We start from the raw sequence: 23,576 nt of genomic DNA, 5'->3' as shown, positions 1-23,576 counted from the left end.
GCAGGAACCGTCGGAGAAAGACATCGGTGCAAGGCGGTGAGCGTGCTTGAGACGATCAATTCCCCTGCGGATGTGAAGCGCCTGACACGCTCCGAACTCTCCGTTCTTGCCGAAGAGATTCGGAGACGGATCGTGGAGGTCGTCTCCAGGAACGGCGGACACCTGGCGTCCAGCCTGGGCGCGGTGGAGCTGACCATCGCCCTCCATTACGTGTTCGAAACCCCCCAAGACAAGATCATATGGGATGTGGGCCATCAGGCTTACGCTCACAAGCTGCTGACCGGGCGAAGGGAAGTCTTCGAGACGCTCCGGAAATATCAGGGCATCAGCGGATTTACCAAGCGAAGTGAAAGCCCCCATGATGCCTTCACCACCGGGCACAGCAGCACCTCGATCTCCGCGGGTCTGGGAATCGCCTGCGCGAAACGGCTGAAAAAGGAAGCGTCGAAGGTGATCAGCGTCATCGGGGACGGATCCATGACCGCCGGGATCGCCTACGAGGGGCTGAACCAGGCCGGAGCGCTCCACAAGGATGAAAACATGATCGTTATCCTGAACGACAACGACATGTCCATCTCCCACAACGTCGGCGCCCTCTCCTCTTTTCTGAGCCGCACCTTTTCCGCCAAATACCTCCAGGGGTTTCGCAAGGAATTCGGGGAATTCCTGAAGTCCCTCCCGAAAATCGGCGATGACATCTACCAACTGGCCAAGCGATCCGAGGAGTCCTTCAAGACCTTCGTGACGCCGGGGATGCTGTTCGAGGCGTTCAATTTCGATTATTTCGGCCCCATCAACGGCCACCGCCTGAATCATCTCATCGATATCCTGACGAACATCAAAGAACTCAACGAACCGGTCCTTCTGCACGTGACCACGAAGAAAGGCAAGGGATACGAACCGGCGGAAAAAAACCCCGTCTATTTCCACGGCATCGGGTGTTTCGAGGTCAAGACCGGAAACTGCATCCAGAAAGGCGTGTCGGTACCCTCCTATACGGAGGTGTTCGGCGAGACCATGGTGGCTCTCGCCCAGGCGGACCCGCGGATTGTTGCGGTGACGGCCGCCATGCCGGAGGGCACGGGGCTTTCCAGATTTGCCGAGGCCTTTCCCGAGCGTTTTTTCGATGTCGGCATCGCCGAGCAGCACGGCGTCACCTTTGCAGCGGGGATGGCCACGGAGGGGTATCGGCCGGTCGTCGCGATTTATTCCACCTTTCTCCAGCGGGCATACGACCAGATCCTCCATGACGTCTGCCTGGAGGCGCTTCCCGTGGTGTTTGCCGTTGACCGCGGCGGGATCGTGGGGGAGGACGGCGCGACCCACCACGGCCTCTTCGACCTCTCCTATCTGAGGAGCCTTCCCAACATGGTGCTGATGGCGCCCAAGGACGAAAACGAGCTGCGGCGGATGCTGGTGACAGCCCTGGCCCACAACGGCCCCGCCGCCCTCCGATACCCCCGGGGCACGGCTACGGGGGCCGCCTTGGAGGATGCGATCACGCCGATTCCCATCGGGGCCGCGGAGGTCCTGGAAAAGGGGGATGATCTCCTGATCCTGGCCATTGGACGATCGGTTCAGGATGCCCTGGAGGCCCGCCGCCTGCTCGCCCTGGAGGGCATCGACGCCGGCGTCGTCAACTGCCGCTTCGTCAAGCCCCTGGATATCGAACTGATTTCGACGCTTGTCAGGAAGACCCCGCGCGTGGTGTCGGCCGAAGAGAATGTCCTCCAGGGCGGTTTCGGCAGCGCCGTCCTGGAAAGCCTGAACGATGTCGGCATCCATCAATTTCGCATGGAGCGCGTGGGCGTTGGGGACATGTTCATCGAGCATGGGCCCCAGACCCTGCTCAGGGAAAAGTATGGCATCGATGCCGGGGGCATTGTTCAGGCCGGCCGGCGGGTGTGCGGCCTTTCCGCTTCAGAATCGTCCGGATGACCGCCACGAGAATTCGCCTGGATCTTCGCCTCGTCGAACTGTGTCTGGTGGAGAGCCGCCAGCGGTCCCAGGCCCTGATCATGGCGGGCAGGATTCGCGTCAACGGCGAACCGGCCGATAAACCGGGGATGCTGGTGTCCCTGGCCGATCAAATCGTCATGACCGGGGAGGACATCCCCTATGTCAGCCGGGGCGGCTTGAAACTTGCTGCGGCCCTTGACGCATGCGATGTCGCATTGGACGGGGCGGTCTGCATGGATGTCGGTGCGTCCACCGGCGGGTTTACGGACTGCCTCCTCCAGCACGGGGCGGCCCATGTCTACGCAGTGGATGTAGGGTACGGCCAGCTGGCCTGGAAATTGAGGGCGGACCCCCGAGTGACGGTTTTCGAACGGACGAATATCCGCTACATGGACCCCTCCGCCCTGCCCGCTCCGGTCGACCTGGTCACCATCGATACCTCCTTCATCTCCTTGAAAATCGTCGTCCCCGCGGTGCTCAAATTCCTCAAAGACGATGGCGCCATTCTCGCCTTGATCAAACCGCAGTTCGAGGTCGGAAAGGGGAAGGTCGGAAAAGGCGGCGTCGTGAGGGACGCCATGCGCCACAGGGAGGTCATTGAAACCCTTTGCACCTTTTTCGACGGCATCGGCCTCATCCCGAAAACGGTGGTCCCCTCCCCTGTCCTCGGACCCAAGGGCAATCAGGAGTTTGTCATCCTGCTGGAATACCAGGCCTCCCCATTGAATTCATCTTGATTTTTCCATATAAAACATATAGGAATTAATAATTTAGGGGATAAATTTGAATTTTTGATAAATTCAAAAGATAACGCAGAGAGGAGTTTAAATGGCTGAAATCGTAGAAAAGTTGAGAAATATCGCTCTGGTGGGTCACGGCGGCGCCGGCAAGACATCCCTGGCGGAAGTAATGCTGTTCGACGCCGGCGTGACCAATCGGATCGGGCGAGTGGAAGACGGCAATACCGCCTTGGATTTTGAGCCCGAGGAATTGAAGCGAAACGCGAGCATCTCAACCGGATTGCATCAGATCCCATGGAAAAAACACACGATCACCCTGCTCGACACGCCCGGCGACCAGAACTTCTTTACCGATACAAAGCTGTGCATGGAAGCCGCCGACGGGGCGTTGTTTGTCGTGGATGCTGTTGACGGCGTCCGGGTTCAGACGGAGCAGGCATGGGCATTCGCGGAAGGTTTCAACATGCCGTGCGCAATCTTTATCAACCGGCTGGATCGGGACCGCTCCGATTTCCAGCGGACGATTGAGGATATCGCTTCAAACCTTGAAACCCCCAAAGCGATTCTCCTGCAACTGCCCATCGGCGAACTCGCTGATTTCAAGGGGGTGGTCGACCTGATCTCCATGAAAGCGTGCATATATGATGCCGACGGGAAAATGACCCTTGCGGATATCCCCGCCGACATGCAGGAAGCTGCGGAGGCCGCCCGCGAAGAGATGATCGAGAACGTGGCCGAGGCGGACGACGAGCTCATCGAGCGCTATCTGGAAGGCGAGGTCCTTTCCGACGAGGAGATCCGGGCTGCGCTTCGCGCCGGGACGGTCTCCCGGAAGTTTGCACCCGTCATTTGCGGGTCCGCGTTTGCCAACATCGGCATCAACCTCTTCCTGGATTTCATCGTGAACGTCATGCCTTCCCCCGAGGATGGCGGGGCGAAAATCGGCAAGCATCCCCACAAGGATCAGACGGTCGAGCGCCTCCCCTCCCTCGACGCACCGTTCTCCGCGTTTGTCTTCAAGACCATCGCCGATCCTTATGCCGGCCGCCTCAATCTTTTTCGGGTGGTTTCCGGGAAGCTGGGCAGCGACGGGACCTTCTACAACAGCAGCAAGGATACGAAAGAGCGGTTCAATCAGATCCTCACCATCATGGGCAAAGAGCAGAAGCCGGCAAAAGAGGCTGTTCCCGGCTCCATCCTGGCGGTGGCCAAGCTGAAGGAAACCTTCACCGGCGACACCCTGTGCGATGATGGGGACAAGGTTCTTTTCAAATGCGCCGAAGCCCTGCCCACCCTGATCTCTTTTGCCGTCTCCGCCAAAAACAAGGGGGACGAGGACAAGGTTTTCAGCTCCCTGAACAAGATCATGGAGGAAGATCCGGGCCTGAAGCTGGACCGCAACTCCCAGACCAAGGAGATCCTCCTGGCCGGCAGGGGCCAGGTGCACATCGAGGTCGTGGTCGAGAAGCTGAAGCGGAAGTTCAACGTGGAAGTGGCCCTCAACCTGCCAAAGGTGCCCTACAAGGAAACCATCAAGAAGAAGGTGCGGGTCCAGGGCAGGCACAAGAAGCAGACCGGCGGTCACGGGCAGTTCGGCGACTGCTGGATTCAGATGGAGCCCCTGCCCCGCGGCTCCGGATTCGAATTCGTGGATGCCATTGTCGGCGGTTCGATTCCCAAGACCTATATCCCCGCTGTTGAAAAAGGGGTGATCGAAGCCTCCGATCGCGGGATGCTGGCGGGTTTTCCGTGTGTCGACTTCCGGGTGACCGTGGACGACGGCTCTTACCACACGGTCGACTCCTCGGAAATGGCCTTTAAGATCGCTGGCGCCCTGGCCTTCAAGAAGGCCGTCGAGCAGGCCAATCCGGTGCTTCTGGAGCCGATCATGAACGTGACCGTGGTGACCCCCGACGACTACATGGGGGATATCATGGGAGACCTCAACGGCCGGCGCGGCAGGGTGATGGGTATGGATACCGAGGGAAAGAACCAGGTCATCAAGGCCCAGGTTCCCCTGTCCGAATTCCTGACCTATGCGCCGGATTTGAGATCCATGACCGGCGGGCGCGGAATGTACACCATGGAATTTTCACATTACGACGAGGTCCCGGCCCAGCTTGCGGAGAAGGTGATTGAGGCCGCCAACAAGGAGAAAGAGTAAATCCCCCTCCCCGCTATGCGTGCGGACAGCCTGTAAATGCAGCCGGAGGGCCTTCTTCCGCGGAAGAAGGCCCTCCGTTTTCATTCATGGCGGCAAGGGTTGCGAGGGTGGCCGCAACGGTGCCGAGGGCCGGGGCGACAAACCAGCCCAGGATGGGGATGAAAAGGACGAACATGAACCCCATGCCGAGACCGGTGATCCGCGCCCGATGGGTTCTGGTGAAGCGTATACGCTCTTTGACCGAATAGTTTTTTCGCTCCAGGGTGTACTCTGAAAGCGCACAGCCGTTGTAGTAGGCCTGGATCAGGAAGATGAGCACGGCGGACACGGCGGCGCCTGCGATGGGAATGAAGATCATCAGCCAGGCCAGAAGAATCCACAACATCATCCGCCCCAGATTCCTCAGGCTCATCACCACCCCCCTCAGGACGTCTTTCAGAATCTGCCCGAAATGGAAGGCCCCGGAGGCGCTTCCGCAGACTTTTCGTTCCGTCATCTCCGACAGCAATCCCAGCACGGGAGAAAAAAGAATCAGCACCACGGGCTGGTAGAGGATATATCCGGTGAGAAACAGGAGGATCCACAGGAGCAGGTTCATGATCGTCAGCAGAATGCCCCATTTCAGAAAACCGGGAAAGTAGTTCTGGTAAATGGTTGCGGAGATGTCGCTGAAATATGCGTTTCCGAGCCCGATGAGGGTGAAAAAGAATCCGAGGCTCATGAGCCCCGGCAGGATCATGTAGGGCCAGAGCCGGTGGCGGATGATCGCCCGGTGGGCCTTGGGGTAATACCCGAGGGATGCGAAGAGGGATGCAATGGCCATGTCAGATCACGGGGCAAGGTTGCAGTGCCGGACGGCGCTTCGGTCCAGCATTTCAGGCAGACCGCCCCGGTCGGACGGTATGAATCCAAAGGATTTTTGCCATACCTCGTCATCCTCCATGCAGAAATAGACCGTGACTTCTGGGGCCATGCTGCGGATGACCTCGTAGACGCGGCGGTAGAGCCCTATCCTGAGCGGCTTGAAATATCTCATTTTATCGTCGATGCCGGAAACGAACTCTCCGTAGACGATGGGGGATTCCGGAAAGCGCTTCTGGATGATCGGTTTGAGGGACGGCATGAATCGAAAGGTGCCGATGCTCATCCAGACGACATTTTGAGGCGATACGGCTTGAAAGATGGCTTCGATGACCTTCTCGTAATCCGCCTCGCAGCCGTCGTAAACCACCATCGGGTCAAAATGAAAGGCCAGGGGATACCCCCAGGATTCGCAGGCCGCCGCCGCTCTCAGCCTTGCCGCCAAAGCGGCGGTTCCCCGTTCGTTTTGGCGGATGACCGTCTCGGTGTTGACGGACCAGGCCATGATGGTTTTCCGGCGATGGTCGAGGTCTTTCAGCGCCTCGATGGCGGTGGTTTTGGTTTTCAGCTCCAGCACCGAATGGGATTGGCCGGCGAATTCCGGAACAAGCATGCCGGAAAGATCCGTCCAGAGCTCCCAGATCATGCTGTCCGTAAACTCGCCCGTGCCGATGCGTCGAAAGGCCTTTGCCTCGAAATGACTTTCCAACTCGCCTTTCATGTCATCATGGTTGACAAAATACTGCAGGACCGGCGGGTGAAAATAGGACTGCAGGATGCAGTAGGCACAATCCATGGTGCAGAAGGTGCCCACATGAAGGATCATATAGTCGCAGCAGGTATAATGGCGGGTGCCGGGGCACTTCCGGATGAACGCACCCCGGTTCCGATTCAGGTAGAGCACCTCTTTTCCCTTTTGAATCGGATCATCATCGGCCAGGATCGCATCGTAAACCTCGCGGGCGTCGTCCACGACAACGTCGGGGACGTTGAGTCTTGCCCGGATGGCGGCGACATTCGGGAGGCCGGTCACCTCGCGGTCGATATAGAGCCGGGTAATGTTCAAATGAAGAACGGCCTTCTTTATTCAGCCAGGTGGCAGACCAGGTCCGCGACCATCCTGTAAACGAAATCGGAGGCCTCTTCCATGCTCAGTTTGCTCATGTTGAGTACGATATGGTAGAGTTCCGGCTGATCGAAGTCTTTCTTGCCGAATTTTTTGTAGAGGTTGGCGCGCCGCTTTCCCATGGTCTCCACCACCTGGGTCGCCTCGCCGTAGGACAGCTTGTAATTTTTCTTCATGAAGTTGATGCGATCGAGCTTCTCGGCGATCAGAAGGATGTGAAAGGCCCTGGGATGGTTCTCAAGGATGTACTGCCCTCCCCGGCCCACAAATACAATGTTGTCGTCCTTTGCAAGCTGCGTGATGACTTCACGGAGAGTTTCGACATATTTGTCTTCGTCAAGGTATCCCCTGTCTTTTCCCAGTATTCTCTCGACATAGGATTTTGAGATGAGTCCGGACATGAACTTTTGAAGCGTTCCCCCGGCTTCTTTCTCGATGTCCTGAACCCAGTCCACGGAGACCTTCGCTTTTTCCGCCACCTTCTCGACGATTTCTTCACTGATGAGGGTATAGTTCAGTTTGTTAGCGATCAATTGACCCAATGTTTTTCCGCCCGCGCCAAACTGTCTCGAAATGGTGATCACTGCCATGAGATGCCTCCTTGAGTAGTATATCGTATGGATTCAGGCTGTTGATGCGTTGCCAAATGACGCCGTCGAATCGAAGTCAAACCATTGATGGTGAAAATAATCAAAAGTATATTCGCGGTCAAGAAAGAAATCTTCTGCATGAGAGACCCGCTTCAGTTATTGATGATGAAATTGAACCCATGGGCGACCCAGGGTTTTAGAAAATTGCTGATGGGCTTGAATTGGGAAAACCGCTCAAGGAGAAAAATGCCGATCAGGAAAAAAGGACCCGTGCGGGTATAAAATTTCCAGGAGGCCTTGTTTGCGTCGAGAAACGTGCTGATCAGACTGGATCCGGCAAGGGGCGGAATCGGGATCAGGTGGTAGACGGCCATGGTGACGTTGACGACGGCGACCATGGTGAATACCCGGTCATGGGAACCCCAGCGGGTCATCACCCAGACGATGCTGCCGGCAATACCGGCCATGAGGAAGTTGGCAACCGGCCCCCCGAATCGGATCAGGATGGTGTAGAGGCGGGGGGTGACGAATCGTGTGGTATCAATATCGATTTTTTTGGGCCACCCGAATCCGGCGATCAGAAAAGCGATCGAGCCCAGGATGTCGAGATGGAGAAAGGCATTGAAGTGGAGGCGCCGGCTGCGGTCGGAATGGACATCCCCCATGGCCGTCGCGACGAAGGCCTGCCCTTCGGCATTGACCATGACGGCAATCAGCGAAGCAATGACGAAGGCCGCCACATCGTCGATCGCCCAGTGGGCGAGGCCAATCACATACGGGACAGGTAGGGGTGTCGTATCCACGATTCGACCGGTTTTGCTGGCGTTATGGGTCCGTTGCATGAAGAAGGCAGGGGGTTTCCCCCCTGCCTCGTATGACTCCAAGTTATTAAATATGTATCAAATGTTTTGGACAAATACAACCCTTTTTTCATCCGGAAATGCCTGCCGCAACATGGATTTGCGGCAGGTCTTGTCCGGAATAAAAAAAGCTTATTTCATTTTCCTGATGGCATCCACCACTTCCGGGTTTGCCAGGGTCATGGTGTCCCCGACATCCGTGTTGTTGGACAGGGCTGCGAGAATACGGCGCATGATCTTGCCTGACCGGGTCTTGGGCATATCGGGCACGATCCAGACGTTCCGGCACTTGGCAATGGGGCCGATCTCGGTGACCAGGGCCTGCTGAACCTTCTTGGCGATTTCTTCGCTGGCCGTGTATCCGGGTTTGAGCGCCACATACATATCCGGCTCCACGCCCTTGATCTCGTGTTTCACCGGCACGACGGCGGCCTCGGCAATCTCCACCACGGTCAGGGCGGCGGACTCGAGCTCCTTGGTGCCCAGGCGGTGTCCGGAAACGTTGATGACGTCGTCGATGCGGCCGAGAATACGGACATAGCCGTCCGAGGCCATGATGGCGGCATCACCGGTGAGGTAGGGCCAGTCTCTCCAGTCTTTGCTGTTGGGATCCTTGCAGTACCTTTCGAAATACTGGCGGACAAACCGTTCGCGGTCGCCCCAGATGGTCTGGAACATGCCGGGCCAGGGATTCTGGATGCAGATGTTGCCGGCCTTGCCCTCCCCGCTGGGGACCTCGTTGCCGTCTTCATCCAGAATGATGGGATGGATGCCGGGCATGCCCGGGCCGGCGCTGCCGGGCTTCATGGGCCGGAGTCCGGGAAGCGTGCTGCAGAGGAATCCGCCGGTCTCGGTCTGCCACCAGGTATCGACGATGGCGGCCTTTCCCTTGCCGACGGCATTGTAATACCACCTCCAGACTTCAGGCTCGATGGGCTCGCCCACGGTGGTCATGTGTTTGAACTGATAGTTGTATTTGGCGGGCTCGTCGGGACCGATCTTTCGGAGGGCGCGGATCGCCGTGGGGGCGGTGTGGAAGATGTTGACGCCCAGGTCCTGGGCGATCCGCCAGCACCGACCGGCATCCGGATAGTTGGGAATCCCTTCGTAGATGACGGACGAGGCAGCCAGTGCCAGCGGCCCGTAGACGATATAAGAGTGGCCGGTGATCCAGCCGATGTCGGCCATGCACCAGTAGACGTCCTCGGGATGGATATCCTGGACATACTTGGAGGTGGCGGTGACATAGGCCAGGTATCCGCCGGTGCCGTGCTGGCAACCCTTGGGCTTGCCGGTGGTGCCGCTGGTGTACATGAGGAACAGGGGCGCCTCCGCAGGCATCGGAACCGGGTCAATCCGCTTTCCGTAATATTTTTTCAGGAGATCGTTGATAAAGACGTCACGGCCTTCGACCATGGGGGTTTCGGCGGAGTATTTGCCGGGGTATCTCTGCCACACCAGGACCTTTTTGACCTTCTGGCCCTGTTTGGTGGCTTCCGCCACCGCTTCGTCCGCTTTCTCCTTGTGGTCGATAATCTTGCCGCCGCGGTAGTAGGCGTCCATGGTAATCAGGTAATCACTGCCCGAGTCGACGATTCTGTCGGCGCAGGCTTTGCCGGAGAACCCGCCGAACACCTGGGAATGGATGACGCCCAGGCGGCAGAGGGCCAGCATGGTGATGGGCAGCTCCGCGGACATGGGCATGTGCAGCGTGACCCGGTCTCCGGCTTTCAGCCCGCAGTAATCCTGGAGCAGGGCCGCGAATTCGTTGACCCGCACATAAAGTTCCTGATAGGTGATGTGGTCCACCCGCTCCTCTTCGAGTTCCGGGACAAAGTGGATCGCCGTTTTGTTCCGGTTCTTGGCGAGGTGGCGGTCGACGCAGTTGTAGCTTGCATTGATGAGCCCGCCCTTGAACCACTTGTAGCAGGGTGCGTCGCTGGTGTCGAGGATGACATCCCAGTATTTGTACCAGTCGAGCAGGTCGGCATATTCTTTGAAGCATCCCGGCACGTTATCCAGGGCGAACCGATCATAGATGCCCTCGTCCATCATGTTTGCCTGGGCGATGAATTCTGGGGTCGGGGGGTACAGTTCCTCTTCTTTCCAATGGGACGCAATTTGGGCTTCTGATACTTCGGTCATTTCTTTGTCGGCCATGTTTTTTCTCCTTGATGGTGTTTGGGATTATAAATGCTAAATGACTTCATTCCCTATCCTAAATAGTGTGATCATTGCATCGGACTTTGCAATTCGAGCCATCACCTCCAGATGCCAGGTGCATAAAGTTTGATACCTCCCATTGTCAAAATCAGACTGTCAAGATCACCGGTTCCGCCCGCATGCGCGGATTTCCATACTATGCTTCCGACCCAGCCAATCCCTGGAATTTGGACCATTGCGGCCGCTTGGTGACGCGGGCCAGGATGACCGCCAGGATCAACAACACGCCGGAAATGTAGAAGGCGTAGTCGAGGCTGCCGGTGATGTCTTCAATGGTGCCGCCCAGCCGTGCCATGAAGAACCCGAGGCCCCATCCGATGAAGACCAGGCCGTAGTTGAAACCCAGGTTCTTGGGACCATAAAAATCGCCCGTGAACGCGGGCATCAGGGAAAGCCCGCCGCCGTACTGCCAGTAGCCGATGCCGACGACGATGAAGAGCAGGAAGATGCTTTTTGACGTGATGACGTAAGGAAGCATGAACATGCAGAGCGCCGAGATGCCGCAGTTGATACTGTAGGCATTGACGCGGCCGATCTTGTCGGAGTACCAGCCTGTTCCAACACGACCCGAGGCGTTGACCAGGCCGCCGTAAGAAACGAGGATCCAGGCATTGGCCATGAAGAAGGGCAGTTCCTTCGCGGCCGACAGCATCAGTCCGTTGGCGTTGGCGATGATCAGAAGGCCGGATTGGGTCGTCAGGATGAACATGACGACCAGTGCGTAGAACTGCCAGGTTTTGAATATGTCGCCGGCTTCCCAGTTGTGGGCAGTCGATTTGGAAACCTCACCGACTTTCAGGGCTTTGGCCTGGGGGCCTGCGGGCGGGACGTAGCCCGGGGGCGGAATTTTCAGCATCTGGCCGGCGATGACGACGACGATGGCAAAAAAGACGCCCAGTCCGACGAAGCTTCCGGTGATGCCGTATTTATCGATGAGCAACTGGCCCAGGGCGCCGATGTAGAGGGCCGCGCCGCCGTATCCGCCGACCACGAGTCCTGCGATCAGGCCGCGTCTGTGGGGGCCGAACCATTTCAGGGCGGCGGGTGTCGGTGCGGCATAGCCGATGCCCATGCCGATGCCTCCCAGGATGCCGAAGCCGATGATCAGCCCGGTGTAGCTCTTCATGAGCCCGGCGATGATGCAGCCCGCCGCCAGGCAGAGACCGCCCAGGGTCGCGCCGAACTTCGGGCTGATTCTATCCTGAATTCTTCCGCCGGGGATCATGAGCAGCGCGAAAATGATGACGCAGAGGGAAAACGGGGTGGAGGCCTGGGCATTGTTCAGGTACACCCATCCCTCGTTCATGCCGCTCATGATTTGGCCGGCCCGGTCGGTATTCACCAGAGCGGTTTTCCAGATGCTCCAGGCGTACAGGATACCGAGACAGAGGTTGATCGCTGTTCCCGAAAACGTCGTGATCCACGCTTGTGCGGGTTCTTTGGTGAGTTGTTCAGCCATACTCGTTGCCTCCTTTGTTAAATTCCCAAGAGTTCTGTTAAATTTTCATGACGCCTGCAGTTGAAGTGTCCGTGGCATTCTCTTCTTCGATTCCCGTAACGCCCCTCCTCTCCCCCCTTTCACAAGGTTTTTTTCAGCAGTGTTGTTTTTATCCCCCGACGAAAGATATCAAAGGCCGTGTCGAGGGTTTTTTCTAAAAAATCTTTGTCTCCTTCGATCATTTTTTTACTTTCCTCCCAGAGCACGATCCCTGAAAACATTGACCACATGATGTCCGCCAGGACCATCGACGGTTTGTCGATGACGACTCCGGAATGAATTTCCTCATCAAATAGGTGGGCGATGATGGCCAGTGAATTCTTGGACAGGTTTTTGATCTCGGCAATGAGATCGGGGGAAAGGCTCTTCAGGGTTTCGCTCGACTGCAGGTGAAACATATTGACTAACATCAAGGGATCAAATTTATAGACGTCGTGCATCGCTTCTCTAATAGCCTCGATTTTCTGATCCACCGTCAACTCCTTCTTGATGCTCGCGACATGCTCAAGCCGGATGTTGAGGTACTGGAGAATACGGATGGAAAGGGAAGAGAAAAGCTCGTCTTTGTTTTTGAAGTAGAGGTACAGCGTTCCGGGGCTCAATTCCGCTTCCTTGGCGATGTCTTCCATGGTCGCCTTGGTGAAGCCTTTTGTCGAGAAGACCCGTTTTGCAGCGACCAGGATTTGCTGCCGTCGTCTCTCTTTTTCCCTCTTTTTTCGTTCCTGTATTCCCATAATTTACTGAATCATATTTATTTGTTTGAGTCGACTATGAATTATAAAAAAACATTAGTCAAGAAAAAATATTTATAAAATAAAATTTTGTGAAAAATTTATAAATTATAACAATAAAAAGTATATTTAGTATTTTATAACAAATATTTATATATGGTGGTTTTGTAAATATTATAAATTAGTTGCAGTTGGTGTGCGCCGTGGCATTCAATATCCTCCGGATCACGGCCATGCTCCGCTCCGCGGGCGGGCGGACAGGCGTCGCAGGCCCTGTCCCTTTTTAAGGGCGTTGTTGAAAGCCGATTGAAGAACATGGCCCTTTGCGGAGCGGCCGAACCCGGACGCATCCTTCGACGGGCGTGGCGATGCCTCTTTGGCAAGGGAGTGGCATTAAAAAAGGGGAGGAAAAGGATATGGAGGGTGTCGGTTTTTCGGGGCGGCGTCCTGCCGCCGCCTCTCGGGAACTTCCGGGGGATGCCCCGGGTGTTAAAAATCCTTCGAGATCAATCGTTCCAATTCGGGGCGGTCAAGCAGCTCGCCGATGAATTGATGAAGGCATCGCAGCGCGGGGATGTCATGGAATCGGAGGGTGAGGGAGAATTCCGTCCCCTCGAGGTTTTCGGGCGGGACAAGCTTCATCTGCTCCCTGAGCTTCAGGGACCGGATAAGGGCGGCGGTTTTTCCTTCCGCCGCATGAATGGCGGGATAGCGCCTCTTTTTGAGGAGGTCGCGCAGGCGACCGATCTTTACATTCCGCTCACTGTCCTGATCCGTGATGATCGCCGCAATGCCGGTTTCCGCTAGCAGGTCCTGAATGGAGGTGCCCTCCTTGAGGCTGATCTCCTGGATCATGGTCAGAACCTCCCGCTGCTTGCTCAAGCTCATTTTCATCGACAGAAGAAGATCGGCCAGGGGGCTGCGGGCTTCCGGGCCGAACCGCCCGAGCTCCTGGGCCATCGACAGGGATATCGTCCCGTCTATGATCCCGGCCTGGATGGGGTCGGACAGCCCGCACAGGGGCAGGAGCTTATCGATCATCGCGGGGGTCTCGGGCATGCCGAATGTCGCCGAGGCCGCCGAGAGTTCGACGGAATTCCTGAAGCGGGGGGACAGCAGCAGGAGGGCCCGTGATCTTTCGATCAGGTTGAGGGGCCGCTGGAGGGCGTTTTCCGAGACGGCCATACCGGCGCATTCCAGGTCCGACCGGTCATCGGAAAGCACCCTCGCCGGCATGGCGCTCTGGTTGAGCGAAAGGCATGCCGCGATCCGCCGGAACCCGCTCACGATCGTATAACGGGGGCGGCTTCTTCTCAGGATCAGGGGCGTCAGGAGCCCCACGGAGGCGATGGATGCCGCAAGCCCGGAGATATTTGGGTCTGTTGAAATCTGGAATGTGGTGTCGTTCCGGTCGATCTCGGAAATCGGCACCGTTTGGAAACTAAATGGCATAGGGCTTACCCGTAAGCGCGACGAGGGCATCGAGGTACTTCTGCTGCGTATTCCGGATGACCTCGGAAGGCAGGTTCGGGCCAGGCGGCCGTTTGTCCCAGGCGATGACGGTAAGGTAGTCTCTCACGTACTGCTTGTCGTAACTCTGCTGCGCGCCGCCGGGCGCATAGGTCGTTTTCGGCCAGAAACGGGAGGAATCCGGGGTCAGGATTTCATCGATCAGAATGACCTTGCCGTCCACGATGCCGAATTCAAATTTGGTGTCGGCGATGATGATCCCTTTTTGACCGGCCAGGTCAACCCCTTTCTGATAGATCGCAAGGCTCAGGGTTTTGATTTTTTCAGCCATCGGCCGGCCGATCCGCCTTGCAGTCTCCTCGAAATCAATGTTGATATCATGTTCGCCGACGTCCGCCTTGGTGGACGGGGTGAAGATCGCCTCGGGCAGCTTATCGGACTCCTGGAGGCCATCCGGGAGCGGAATGCCGCAGACGGTCCCGGAATCCTGATAGCTCTTCCACCCGGATCCTGAAATATAGCCGCGAACGACGCATTCAATGGGAATCGTCCGGGCTTTCCTGACGAGCATGCTCCGGTCCCGGAGGATGTCTTTGTAGGGTGCGCACACCTTCGGAAACTGATCGACATCTCCGGTGATCAGATGATTATCAACAAGAGGCTTCATAATATCGAACCAGAACAGGGAGATCCGGGTGAGCACCTTTCCTTTTCCCGGAACGGGGGTCGGCAGCACCACATCGTAGGCGGAGATGCGGTCGGTGGCCACCATCAGTAGCGAATCCTCCAGATCATATATATCCCTCACCTTTCCTCTGGCCAGGAGATTCATTTCCGGAAAGCGGGTTTCAACGACGGCATTTTTCATTTCAGATCCTTTTGAATGATTTATCAAACAAGCTCAGGGTGTATCAAAAAGATGGGGTGCCTGATCTCTCGAACATCTGGATGTAGCGAACGAGGATTGCCTTTGTATCCTTATCCATATGCTGGAACTCGACGCCGGTCTGAAATATGCCGCCGCCGAACTCTTTGAAATGGATGAACCTGCCTTTTAAATCGATCAGGTTTTCTTCGAATGCGATGGTAAGCGACACGGCCTGGTCCAGGGATGTCTGAAAATTGGTTTCGAGGAGAATCCCTGATTCCGATACGTTCAATGTCCTGCCGATGCCCTGATTGACGATGCTGCCGTCTTCATCAACGCTGACATAGGACAGGTTGAAGGAATCGATTCGAATATGCCGTCGTCTTTCATTTGGTGTCATTAAAGGGTTCCCTCCGAAGGTTTCCGCCGGGGCTGGTTCCTGTGGCGCGGGTAACAGACTAACTCGATTTCTGCCGGTTTCTTTTCAGAAGATTTCCAGCGACATTTGTCGTGAGCGAGATGTTGATGGCAACATTTTCAATCAGATTTTTAAGGGTCAGGGAGAGATCTTCATATTCCTCGCCAAGGGTTTTCAGGTCGATGTCCACGGTGGCCAGGCTGCCGGAGGCAAAAACCGATGCCTGATGGGGTTCGTGCCCGATGTCCAGAAAGGGGACGGCGCCGATATAGTCTCCGGGGGTAAGGTTGGCGATATACAGGCCGCCATGCGCTGTTTCCCGCATGATGATGGCATTTCCCCTTTCGATTCTCGCCAGTCTTCTTTCCTTGGGATCCCGGATCAGCTTCTGGTGCTTGTCCCGGATGACCTTTGAGGCGTTATCAATCCCCAGGTATTGGTCCACGCAGGCAGTTGTCGCTTGATTGAGGCGCCGGTCAAGGCTCAGGATAAAATTTCTGAGTTCGGGGCGCAGTGTCGCGAACTCCTGGGCCATGCGCTGGGCGTCGAGAACCCCCAACTGAACATCCGTGGTCGCAACAACCGTGGCTTTTCTGGTGTTTTCCTGGAACAGAAAGGATGTCACGCTGCCGATGAATGCGCCCGACCCCACCCGGGTGACGGTCAGGGGGCCTTTGGGGGTGCTCTTGATGATATCCAGCGTACCCTCCAGGACAACCCATATCCAGTTTCCGTGGCGCTTTTCCTGGGTGACCTTTTCACCCGTGGAATAGAATTCTTCATCCACCACATAGGTGTAGTCGACAAAGTGCCTGCGGATCAGCGGGGGCGCTGTGGGATCCGGCCCTGTTCGCTCGGGCGGGGACGGCCCCAGGATTTCAGTTTTGCCGTCATCGATCAGGCGGAGCCCGTCCAGGATAATTTCCATCCGATTGGATGTAATCACTTTGTGGACCGAGACGGGCTGTTCGCGGAATTCATACTCCCCGTCAAGCCAGCCGAACAATGCATACACGGCATCCAGGCCTTTGGCATCCGGGGTGTGGGCATTGATGATGTTGCCCTTCGAAAAATAGATGCACCCGGGCTCTTGACGATACGGGCTGGAGATTTCCAGCACCCCCGATCCTCCGCTGGAGCCGATCAGTTGAAGGATGTCTCCCAGACTCAAAAATCCAAGATTCCCCGCGAGCGCGACTTTTTCCATGAGGCTACCCCTACCATCCCATCTCTGTTTTCAAGGATTGGAGTGTCAACTTGAGACATGCTTTCAATGTCGGTCCGACGCCGTCTCCGGTGAGCGCGCTGGCCGGAAACGATGGAACCCTGAGCTGCCGGTTCATGTCCATTTCCATCTGGTGGGTGGTCAGCAGCGGGATGCCCGCCTCGGCCAGGTCTCTCTTGTTGTACTGCAGCACCAGCGGGATTTTGAGGATGTTGACGCCGTAATCCTTCAGGTTCAGGTGAAGATCCTTCAATGACTCCATGTTCTTGATTCTTCGCGCCTGAAGCGAATCCGCAACGAAAATGACACCGTCGGCATCCTTGAGCACCATTTTCCGGGTTGCGGCGTATTTCACCTGTCCCGGCACCGTATAGAGCTGAACGCGGATGTCATACCCTTTGACCTTGCCCAGCCCCATGGGGAGAAAATCAAAAAACAGGGTTCGGTCTCCTTCTGTTTTGGTGGAGACCATCTCACCGGTCACCTGTTTCCTGAATGTCTTGAAAATGTATTCGAGATTGGTGGTTTTCCCACCCCGGCCCGGCCCGTAATATACGATTTTGACCTCGATCTCCCGCGCCTTCAGATTGATATTTGCCATCTGCAACCCCAAATACGAGTGAGACATCAATAGGTTATTGGATGGGATGGTGCCGTCGGCGCATTCTTTCCGGGCGGAAGCCCACCACTGTCCGCCAGTCTGATGCAGCAGCGGCGCGGAAAGCGCAAGTCCGGGAAGGTGCGGCGCAGAACCCCTCTCTGCGTATCCGAAGGCCTGGGATAAGGTCCTCCATCCTTACATATCGAACGCATCATCCGGAAAAACCGACGGCGACGCCCTATACTAAATGCCATGAATCTTAATATCAATACTAAAGTGGCCGGCCATCACACCCGATACAATTTCGATGTTGTCGATCACCGTTGCCTTGCCGCTGAACATGGCGTTGGCAGAAAAGCATTGGACCGCATCCAGAACGGTTCCTTTTTTCAACCCCTCCGCAAGTTCCTTTTCATGATTCGAAACCAGCAGATTGACGATGTCCCCCGATTGAGAATGGATGTCGAATTCCCGCAGGCGGTGCTTCTGGTTGTCTTTTGGAAGCTTTACGCTGAGAGATCGGAACTCATCGATCTGTCTGCTTTTCAGGAGGGATGACGCTGCGGCCGGATGCCCCGCGGCGGATTTTTTTACCTCTGCGCCCGGGATCTCCAGATTGAGGCCGGCCTCGTCGGACAATTTCTGGAAATAATTTCTGAGTTCGACCATCTGATCCGAACCCATCAACCCGCTGTTCCGCCAGTAGATGAAGAGGTCTGCCGCTTTGGAAGCCCTGCCTTTGGCCAGGTGGCAGAAAAGGATATTTTTGGATGCCTCGAGCCGTGTTGACTCGGGTTTGAGCAGTTTGGTGAATTCTTCCAGGGCGCTTTCATATTGTCCGAATCCGGCGAGGGCCAGTGCCCCTTCCAGGGCGGCCTGGTCCTTGTCCCGGGAGGACGAGAAATTGTTTTTCATGACATCGAGGACAATATTGGGCATCTGATAGGTCACGGATTCATTTTCCATTCGCTCTATTTTTTGGATGACCTGCTTTAACTTATTAGAAATATGACTCATGACCTCTTTGTGATGATCGATCTCGTCGGCATGCTGTTGGATGACGTGGATTGCATCGACGTACCTTCCCTTGGATTCGTCGTATAATCCCTGAACTTCATAGAGCGACGCTTCGTTCAGGAGAGACTTGATCTGTTTTTTGATTTCCATGTTATGCTCCGCAGTGCCGTTGGGGCCGAGATCAAGCCAGGTGATCCTGTCCCTTGCAAACATCCAAGGGACGGCCCCGGAAAATTTAATAGTTAACTTGTTTTAAGATGTTATGTCAATAATGGATAAATTTGTTGACAACGATTGAATAATACTATTAAATTAATTCTTTAAATTTTCGAAGGTCGTTGCCATATTGGATGATTATAATAAAAACTATACCAATTAACAAGGAGAAAATTATGGAAAAAAAAGTCACGGTTGTCGGCGCGGGCAATGTCGGGGCGACCGCAGCCCAGAGGCTGGTCGAAAAAGCCCTGTGTGATGTGGTGCTGGTGGACATCGTCGAAGGGGTTCCCCAGGGAAAGGCGCTGGATCTGACCCAGGCGGCGGCGATTGAAAAGCACGATGCCAAAATTGTCGGCACCAACGGTTATGAGGCGACCGCGGGTTCGGATGTGGTCATTATCACCGCGGGGATTCCGAGAAAGCCGGGGATGAGCCGGGATGATCTGATCAGCACCAACGCTGGCATCCTGAAGAACGTCACGGCCCAGGTGGCCAAGTATTCTCCGAATGCCGTCCTGATCATCGTCAGCAACCCCCTTGACGCCATGTGCCATGTCGCCTTTGAGACCAGCGGCTTCCCCAAAAACCGCGTGATCGGAATGGCCGGCGTTCTCGACTCGGCCCGTTTCAGGGCCTTCATCGCCATGGAGCTGAATGTGTCGATCGAGAATACCCACGCGTTCGTTCTGGGCGGGCACGGTGATACGATGGTTCCCCTGCCGCGCTACTCGACCGTCTCCGGAATTCCCATCACCGAATTGATATCCGCGGAAAGGATCGAGGCCCTGGTGAAGAGAACCGCCAACGGCGGCGCCGAAATCGTGTCGCTCCTCAAAACCGGCAGCGCTTTCTACGCGCCGGCATCCTCGGCGGTCGAGATGACCAAATCGATTCTCTACGACAAAAAGCAGATCCTGCCGTGTGCGGCCTATCTTCAAGGGGAATACGGCATCCATGACCTGTTCATCGGCGTGCCCGTGAAACTCGGCAAGGGCGGCATCGAGGAGATTATCGAGATCAACCTGACGGCTGAAGAGGCCGCCAAACTGAAAAAATCCGCCGCCGCCGTCGAGGAACTGAAGGCGGTCCTGGCCAAACTGAAATAAGCGTTCAAGATCGGCGCCGAAGCACTTCATGCAATGCTTCGGCGACGCGCTGACTGATTCCGGGCACGGCCTTGAGTTCTTCCAGGGTTGCTGCCCGGACTTTTTGGATGGAGCCAAAATGGCCGAGAAGCGCTTTTCTCCGCAGGGGACCGATTCCGGGGACGGCGTCCAGAGCGGAGGAGAGCGTCCGCTTCCCCCTGCGGCTGCGGTGAAAGGCGATGGCGTGGCGGTGCGCCTCATCCCGGATCTGCTGAAGAAGATGGTAGACCGGTTCATCCTGACCCAGGTTGACCGGGTTGACGCGGCCGGGAAGATAGATCTTGTCCCGCGTTTCGCCCGCCGCTTCATCCTTCTTGGCGATGCCGATCAGATGAAACGCCCCGTCAAGCCCCAGCTCCCGCATCACCGCCGCCGCGATGTTGAGCTGCCCCTTTCCGCCGTCCACCATGAGCAGGTCCGGAAAAGGCCGCGACGGCTCCCCCTTTCCGTATCTTCTTTTCAGCACTTCCGCCATGGCGGCGTAATCGTCGGGTTTTTCGACCGTCCGGACGATGTATCTGCGATAGTCCCTCCTGCTGGGCGCGCCGTTCTGGAATACGACCATCCCTGAAACCGGCGAGGCGCCCAGGAGGTTCGAATTGTCGAAGCATTCGATCCTCGCGGGCAGCCTGTCCATGCTGAGCCGGTTTTTCAGCCTCAGGAGCAGATTCGCCTTTGCCGCGTCAGCCGAGGTGAGTCGCCCCATCTCATCGGCTGCGTTGTGAACGGCCATCTGGATGAGGCGCACCTTTTCACCCCGCCGGGGGTGAAGGATCTTCACCGATGCGCCCTTCAAGGCGCTCAGCGCGGTTTCGATCAGGTCTTGGTTTTCGATGGGGACGGACGTCAGAATCTCCTTCGGGATAAAGCTGACGCGTTCATAGTATTGCCGGATGAACGCCTCCATCATTTCTCCGTCCGCGGCGAGGGTCTCCTCAAAGGGGAAATGCCGGGACGCCGTGAGATATCCTCCTCGAACGGTGAGGATCGTGATGACGGACGACTGCCCGGAGCCGGCAAGCCCGATGATGTCGCGATCCTTGAGGTCTACTGCCAGGGCCACCTGCTTTTCAACGACCCGCTGGAGTGCGACCATTTTGTCCCGAAGCTCCGCGGCCAGTTCATAGGTGTCTGGATTTTCGGCGGCGCACAGCATCTCCTGGCGGATCTTCCGGATGAGGTCATGGGTCTGGCCTTTTAGAAAGAGCACCACCTCCCTCACGATCTCGTTATAGACGGATGGGTCGACATCCATGCAGCACGGGCCGAGGCAGCCGCCCATCTGATAGTTGAGGCACGGACGGGTTCGGTTTGTCAACACGCTGTTTCTGCATTTTCTCAGTTTGAAATGCTTGTTGATCACCTTCAGGGTCTGGTACATGGCGCCGGGGGCGGTATAGGGGCCGAAGTAGAGGGCGCCGTCCGGCGCGATCTTCCGGACGACCTGCAGGTGGGGATAAGGTTCGCCGAGGTCGAGTCTCAGGGATGGATATCGTTTGTCGTCCTTGAGGATGACGTTGTAGCGGGGATGATACTGTTTGATCAGGTTCGATTCGAGAATCAGGGCGTCATTTTCGGTCCCCGTGATGATCGTGTCGAAGGATGCCGTTTTTTCGACCAGGATCGCGGTTTTCAGGTCGGACTGGACCGGTTTCCTGAAATAGGACGCGAGCCGTTTTTTCAGGTTTTTGGCCTTGCCGACATAGATAACGGCGCCGTTTCGGTCCTTGATGATGTAGACGCCCGGCTCCGAGGAGACGCCTTCCAGTCTTTCCAGGATCAGCTCGTTCATCTATAGCAGCGCGAGTTCTTTCAGGGCTTTAATGTGATCTCGGATTTCGGCGGCCCGTTCAAACGCCAGATCTTTTGCGGCATCTTTCATTTCCTTTTCAAGCCGGCGGATCACTTTGACAATATCGGCATCCTCCCCGAACGTGTGGATCGGCTCCGATACCTTGCGGGAGAGAACCGCCTCGGATTCATGGAGGTTGTCGAAGGCCGATGACAGGGTTTTCCGGATCGTGGTCGGCACGATGTGATGCGCCTTGTTGTATTCTTCCTGGATGCTTCGGCGTCTCTCGGTCTCGTCGATGGCCGCTTTCATGGCCTGGGTGGTTTTTTCGGCATACATGATGACCTCGCCGCCGACATTTCGGGCCGCGCGTCCGCATGTCTGGATCAGGGAGCGGCCGGAGCGCAGAAATCCTTCCTTGTCGGCGTCGAGAATGGCCACCAGGGACACCTCCGGAATGTCCAGACCCTCGCGGAGCAGGTTGATGCCCACGAGGACATCGAAAGCCCCTTTTCTGAGGTCCTGGATGATCTCCATGCGTTCCAGGGTGTGAATATCCGAGTGGAGATACTTGATTCTGATCCCCAGGTCCGCGTAATATTCCGTCAGATCCTCGGCCATCCTTTTGGTCAGCGTGGTGACGAGGACCCGCTCTTTCTTCTGCACCCGTTTTTGAATCTCATCCAATAGATCGTCCACCTGGTGCTCCGCCTTTCGGACATGGATTCTGGGATCCATCAGGCCGGTGGGCCGGACGATAAGCTCCACCAGGGCGTCTTTCGCCTTCTCGAGTTCGTAGTCCGCGGGCGTCGCCGAAACATAGACCACCTGCGGAACCCGCAGGCAAAACTCCTCGAATTTCAGGGGCCGGTTGTCGAGGGCGGAGGGCAGGCGGAACCCGTATTCCACCAGGGTGGATTTCCGGGCGTGGTCTCCGTTGTACATGCCGCGAACCTGGGGAACCCCGATATGGCTTTCATCGATGAAGACCAGGAAGTCCTTTGGGAAATAATCGAGGAGGGTCGGCGGCGGTTCGCCCGGCTGTCTTCCGGTCAGGTGCCTCGAATAATTTTCAATGCCGTTGCAGTAGCCCAGTTCGAGCATCATCTCGAGATCAAAATGGGTTCGCTCCTCAATGCGCTGGGCTTCGATCAGCTTGTTTTCCCGCCGGAAATAGTCGACTCGGGCCTTGAGTTCCAGGGTGATCGTTTCGACCGCTTTCTGGAGCGTGGTCCTGGAGGTCACGTAATGGCTGGCCGGAAAGACGGCGGTCTGGTGCAAGGGCCTGAGGGTCTTCCCCGTGAGCGGGTCGATTTCGGAAAGTTGTTCAATCTCGTCTCCGAAAAACTCGATCCGAAGCGCAATGTCCTCTTCATAGGCCGGAAAAATCTCGACCCGGTCTCCCCTTACCCTGAAAACACCCCGGTGGAAATCGAGATCATTTCGCTCATAATGGATCTCGACGAGTTTCATCAGCAGCCGGTCGCGATCGATCTCCATGCCCGCCTCAAGCGACACGCGCATGTCGAGATAATCCTCGGGCGCGCCCAGGCCGTAGATGCACGACACGCTCGACACGACGATCACGTCCCTTCTGGAGAGGACGGACCGGGTGGCGGAATGGCGCAGCTTGTCGATCATCTCATTGATGGAGGAATCCTTTTGAATGTAAGTGTCGCTGGTGGGAATGTAGGCCTCGGGCTGGTAGTAATCGAAGTAACTGACAAAATATTCGACCGCATTTTCCGGGAAGAATGATTTGAATTCGCTGTAGAGCTGCGCAGCGAGTGTTTTGTTATGGGAAATGACCAGGGTCGGGCGGTTCAATTGCTGGATGACGTTGGCCATGGTGAAGGTCTTCCCCGACCCCGTGACCCCCACGAGTACATTGTGCTTTTCCCCGGTGTTGATCCGGCGCAACAAACCTTCAATGGCCTGCGGCTGGTCGCCCATGGGGGCGTAGGGGGATTGAATTTTGAAGTCCATATAAATGGTTATTTGATAAAGCTAAAAAACTGTAGGGCGGCAGTCCCTTGCCGCCTTGAGGGTGCTCGGCGGCAAGGGACTGC

The 23,576-nt window shown here is 56.3% G+C and carries 19 protein-coding genes; 4 read left to right on the top strand and 15 right to left on the bottom strand.

All coding sequences use genetic code 11. The features are described from left to right. Positions 1-36 precede the first annotated feature (36 nt). The 3 genes from dxs to fusA all read left to right on the top strand — a co-directional run bounded on the left by dxs (position 37) and on the right by fusA (position 4,863). Complete coding sequence (dxs, locus tag ACEW8N_RS08925) at positions 37-1,938, top strand: 1-deoxy-D-xylulose-5-phosphate synthase (protein WP_373499465.1); 1,902 nt, start codon at positions 37-39, stop codon at positions 1,936-1,938. Next, positions 1,935-2,696: a TlyA family RNA methyltransferase gene (locus tag ACEW8N_RS08920; protein WP_373499464.1), complete on the top strand. Its 762-nt coding sequence runs from the start codon at positions 1,935-1,937 to the stop codon at positions 2,694-2,696. The genes dxs and ACEW8N_RS08920 overlap by 4 nt, the downstream gene beginning before the upstream one ends. Positions 2,697-2,787: 91 nt before the next feature. Then, positions 2,788-4,863 carry an elongation factor G gene (fusA, locus tag ACEW8N_RS08915; protein WP_373499463.1) on the top strand — a complete coding sequence of 692 codons (2,076 nt, stop codon included), beginning with the start codon at positions 2,788-2,790 and terminating at the stop codon, positions 4,861-4,863. Positions 4,864-4,876: 13 nt separating this feature from the next. Here fusA and ACEW8N_RS08910 read toward each other — a convergent pair whose 3' ends face one another. The 13 genes from ACEW8N_RS08910 to ACEW8N_RS08850 form a co-directional block, all read right to left on the bottom strand. After that, positions 4,877-5,686 (bottom strand): EI24 domain-containing protein, encoded by an 810-nt coding sequence (locus ACEW8N_RS08910; protein WP_373499462.1) that lies wholly within the window; start codon positions 5,684-5,686, stop codon positions 4,877-4,879. A gap of 6 nt (positions 5,687-5,692) precedes the next feature. Then, complete coding sequence (locus ACEW8N_RS08905; protein WP_373499461.1) at positions 5,693-6,790, bottom strand: radical SAM protein; 1,098 nt, start codon at positions 6,788-6,790, stop codon at positions 5,693-5,695. A gap of 17 nt (positions 6,791-6,807) precedes the next feature. Continuing rightward, complete coding sequence (locus ACEW8N_RS08900) at positions 6,808-7,440, bottom strand: AAA family ATPase (protein WP_373499460.1); 633 nt, start codon at positions 7,438-7,440, stop codon at positions 6,808-6,810. 152 nt (positions 7,441-7,592) lie between these two features. After that, a complete protein-coding gene (locus ACEW8N_RS08895) occupies positions 7,593-8,243 on the bottom strand; it encodes a site-2 protease family protein (protein WP_373499459.1) in 651 nt (216 codons plus the stop codon). Between the two features lie 189 nt (positions 8,244-8,432). After that, positions 8,433-10,460 carry an acetate--CoA ligase gene (gene acs / locus ACEW8N_RS08890; protein ID WP_373499458.1) on the bottom strand — a complete coding sequence of 676 codons (2,028 nt, stop codon included), beginning with the start codon at positions 10,458-10,460 and terminating at the stop codon, positions 8,433-8,435. Positions 10,461-10,659: 199 nt separating this feature from the next. After that, positions 10,660-11,982 (bottom strand): OFA family MFS transporter, encoded by a 1,323-nt coding sequence (locus ACEW8N_RS08885; RefSeq protein ID WP_373499457.1) that lies wholly within the window; start codon positions 11,980-11,982, stop codon positions 10,660-10,662. Positions 11,983-12,101: 119 nt separating this feature from the next. Continuing rightward, positions 12,102-12,755: a TetR/AcrR family transcriptional regulator gene (locus ACEW8N_RS08880; RefSeq protein ID WP_373499456.1), complete on the bottom strand. Its 654-nt coding sequence runs from the start codon at positions 12,753-12,755 to the stop codon at positions 12,102-12,104. A gap of 486 nt (positions 12,756-13,241) precedes the next feature. Beyond that, positions 13,242-14,204: a ParB/RepB/Spo0J family partition protein gene (locus ACEW8N_RS08875; RefSeq protein ID WP_373499455.1), complete on the bottom strand. Its 963-nt coding sequence runs from the start codon at positions 14,202-14,204 to the stop codon at positions 13,242-13,244. Further along, positions 14,194-15,090, bottom strand: coding sequence for a phosphoribosylaminoimidazolesuccinocarboxamide synthase (locus tag ACEW8N_RS08870; RefSeq protein WP_373499454.1), 897 nt, complete (start codon positions 15,088-15,090; stop codon positions 14,194-14,196). Before ACEW8N_RS08870 ends, ACEW8N_RS08875 begins: the two co-directional genes overlap by 11 nt. 43 nt (positions 15,091-15,133) lie before the next feature. Continuing rightward, complete coding sequence (locus ACEW8N_RS08865) at positions 15,134-15,490, bottom strand: PilZ domain-containing protein (RefSeq protein ID WP_373499453.1); 357 nt, start codon at positions 15,488-15,490, stop codon at positions 15,134-15,136. A gap of 58 nt (positions 15,491-15,548) precedes the next feature. Then, complete coding sequence (locus ACEW8N_RS08860; protein WP_373499452.1) at positions 15,549-16,715, bottom strand: cyclic nucleotide-binding domain-containing protein; 1,167 nt, start codon at positions 16,713-16,715, stop codon at positions 15,549-15,551. Positions 16,716-16,725: 10 nt separating this feature from the next. After that, on the bottom strand, positions 16,726-17,334 hold the full coding sequence (locus ACEW8N_RS08855) for an ATP/GTP-binding protein (protein WP_373499451.1): 609 nt from the start codon (positions 17,332-17,334) through the stop codon (positions 16,726-16,728). Positions 17,335-17,577: 243 nt separating this feature from the next. Next, the gene (locus ACEW8N_RS08850) at positions 17,578-18,501 is read right to left on the bottom strand and encodes a hypothetical protein (protein ID WP_373499450.1); all 924 of its coding nucleotides are present in this window, start codon (positions 18,499-18,501) and stop codon (positions 17,578-17,580) included. Between the two features lie 242 nt (positions 18,502-18,743). Between ACEW8N_RS08850 and mdh the strand changes: the two genes are divergently transcribed. Next, entirely contained in the window at positions 18,744-19,676 is a 933-nt protein-coding gene (gene mdh, locus ACEW8N_RS08845) for a malate dehydrogenase (RefSeq protein WP_373499449.1), read from the top strand. A gap of 4 nt (positions 19,677-19,680) precedes the next feature. Here the strand turns inward: mdh and uvrC are convergent, their stop codons facing one another. After that, entirely contained in the window at positions 19,681-21,507 is a 1,827-nt protein-coding gene (gene uvrC / locus ACEW8N_RS08840) for an excinuclease ABC subunit UvrC (RefSeq protein ID WP_373499448.1), read from the bottom strand. Then, positions 21,508-23,493 carry an excinuclease ABC subunit UvrB gene (uvrB, locus tag ACEW8N_RS08835; protein WP_373499447.1) on the bottom strand — a complete coding sequence of 662 codons (1,986 nt, stop codon included), beginning with the start codon at positions 23,491-23,493 and terminating at the stop codon, positions 21,508-21,510. Between the last annotated feature and the right edge of the window lie 83 nt (positions 23,494-23,576).

Source organism: Desulfococcus sp. (assembly GCF_041737845.1).
Taxonomy (GTDB): Bacteria; Desulfobacterota; Desulfobacteria; order Desulfobacterales; family Desulfococcaceae; genus Desulfococcus.
Note: the sequence above shows the minus strand (reverse complement) of the source record. Positions and strands in the feature narration are given on the sequence as shown.

What these genes read in the sequence shown, in the direction of transcription:
- ACEW8N_RS08920 (WP_373499464.1), top strand. Translation starts at nt 1,935, where the DNA reads ATGACCGCCACGAGAATTCGCCTGGATCTTCGCCTCGTCGAACTGTGT.
- fusA (WP_373499463.1), top strand. Translation starts at nt 2,788, where the DNA reads ATGGCTGAAATCGTAGAAAAGTTGAGAAATATCGCTCTGGTGGGTCAC.
- ACEW8N_RS08910 (WP_373499462.1), bottom strand. Translation starts at nt 5,686, where the DNA reads ATGGCCATTGCATCCCTCTTCGCATCCCTCGGGTATTACCCCAAGGCC.
- ACEW8N_RS08900 (WP_373499460.1), bottom strand. Translation starts at nt 7,440, where the DNA reads ATGGCAGTGATCACCATTTCGAGACAGTTTGGCGCGGGCGGAAAAACA.
- acs (WP_373499458.1), bottom strand. Translation starts at nt 10,460, where the DNA reads ATGGCCGACAAAGAAATGACCGAAGTATCAGAAGCCCAAATTGCGTCC.
- ACEW8N_RS08885 (WP_373499457.1), bottom strand. Translation starts at nt 11,982, where the DNA reads ATGGCTGAACAACTCACCAAAGAACCCGCACAAGCGTGGATCACGACG.
- ACEW8N_RS08880 (WP_373499456.1), bottom strand. Translation starts at nt 12,755, where the DNA reads ATGGGAATACAGGAACGAAAAAAGAGGGAAAAAGAGAGACGACGGCAG.
- ACEW8N_RS08875 (WP_373499455.1), bottom strand. Translation starts at nt 14,204, where the DNA reads ATGCCATTTAGTTTCCAAACGGTGCCGATTTCCGAGATCGACCGGAAC.
- ACEW8N_RS08870 (WP_373499454.1), bottom strand. Translation starts at nt 15,090, where the DNA reads ATGAAAAATGCCGTCGTTGAAACCCGCTTTCCGGAAATGAATCTCCTG.
- ACEW8N_RS08865 (WP_373499453.1), bottom strand. Translation starts at nt 15,490, where the DNA reads ATGACACCAAATGAAAGACGACGGCATATTCGAATCGATTCCTTCAAC.
- ACEW8N_RS08860 (WP_373499452.1), bottom strand. Translation starts at nt 16,715, where the DNA reads ATGGAAAAAGTCGCGCTCGCGGGGAATCTTGGATTTTTGAGTCTGGGA.
- ACEW8N_RS08855 (WP_373499451.1), bottom strand. Translation starts at nt 17,334, where the DNA reads ATGGCAAATATCAATCTGAAGGCGCGGGAGATCGAGGTCAAAATCGTA.
- ACEW8N_RS08850 (WP_373499450.1), bottom strand. Translation starts at nt 18,501, where the DNA reads ATGGAAATCAAAAAACAGATCAAGTCTCTCCTGAACGAAGCGTCGCTC.
- mdh (WP_373499449.1), top strand. Translation starts at nt 18,744, where the DNA reads ATGGAAAAAAAAGTCACGGTTGTCGGCGCGGGCAATGTCGGGGCGACC.
- uvrC (WP_373499448.1), bottom strand. Translation starts at nt 21,507, where the DNA reads ATGAACGAGCTGATCCTGGAAAGACTGGAAGGCGTCTCCTCGGAGCCG.
- uvrB (WP_373499447.1), bottom strand. Translation starts at nt 23,493, where the DNA reads ATGGACTTCAAAATTCAATCCCCCTACGCCCCCATGGGCGACCAGCCG.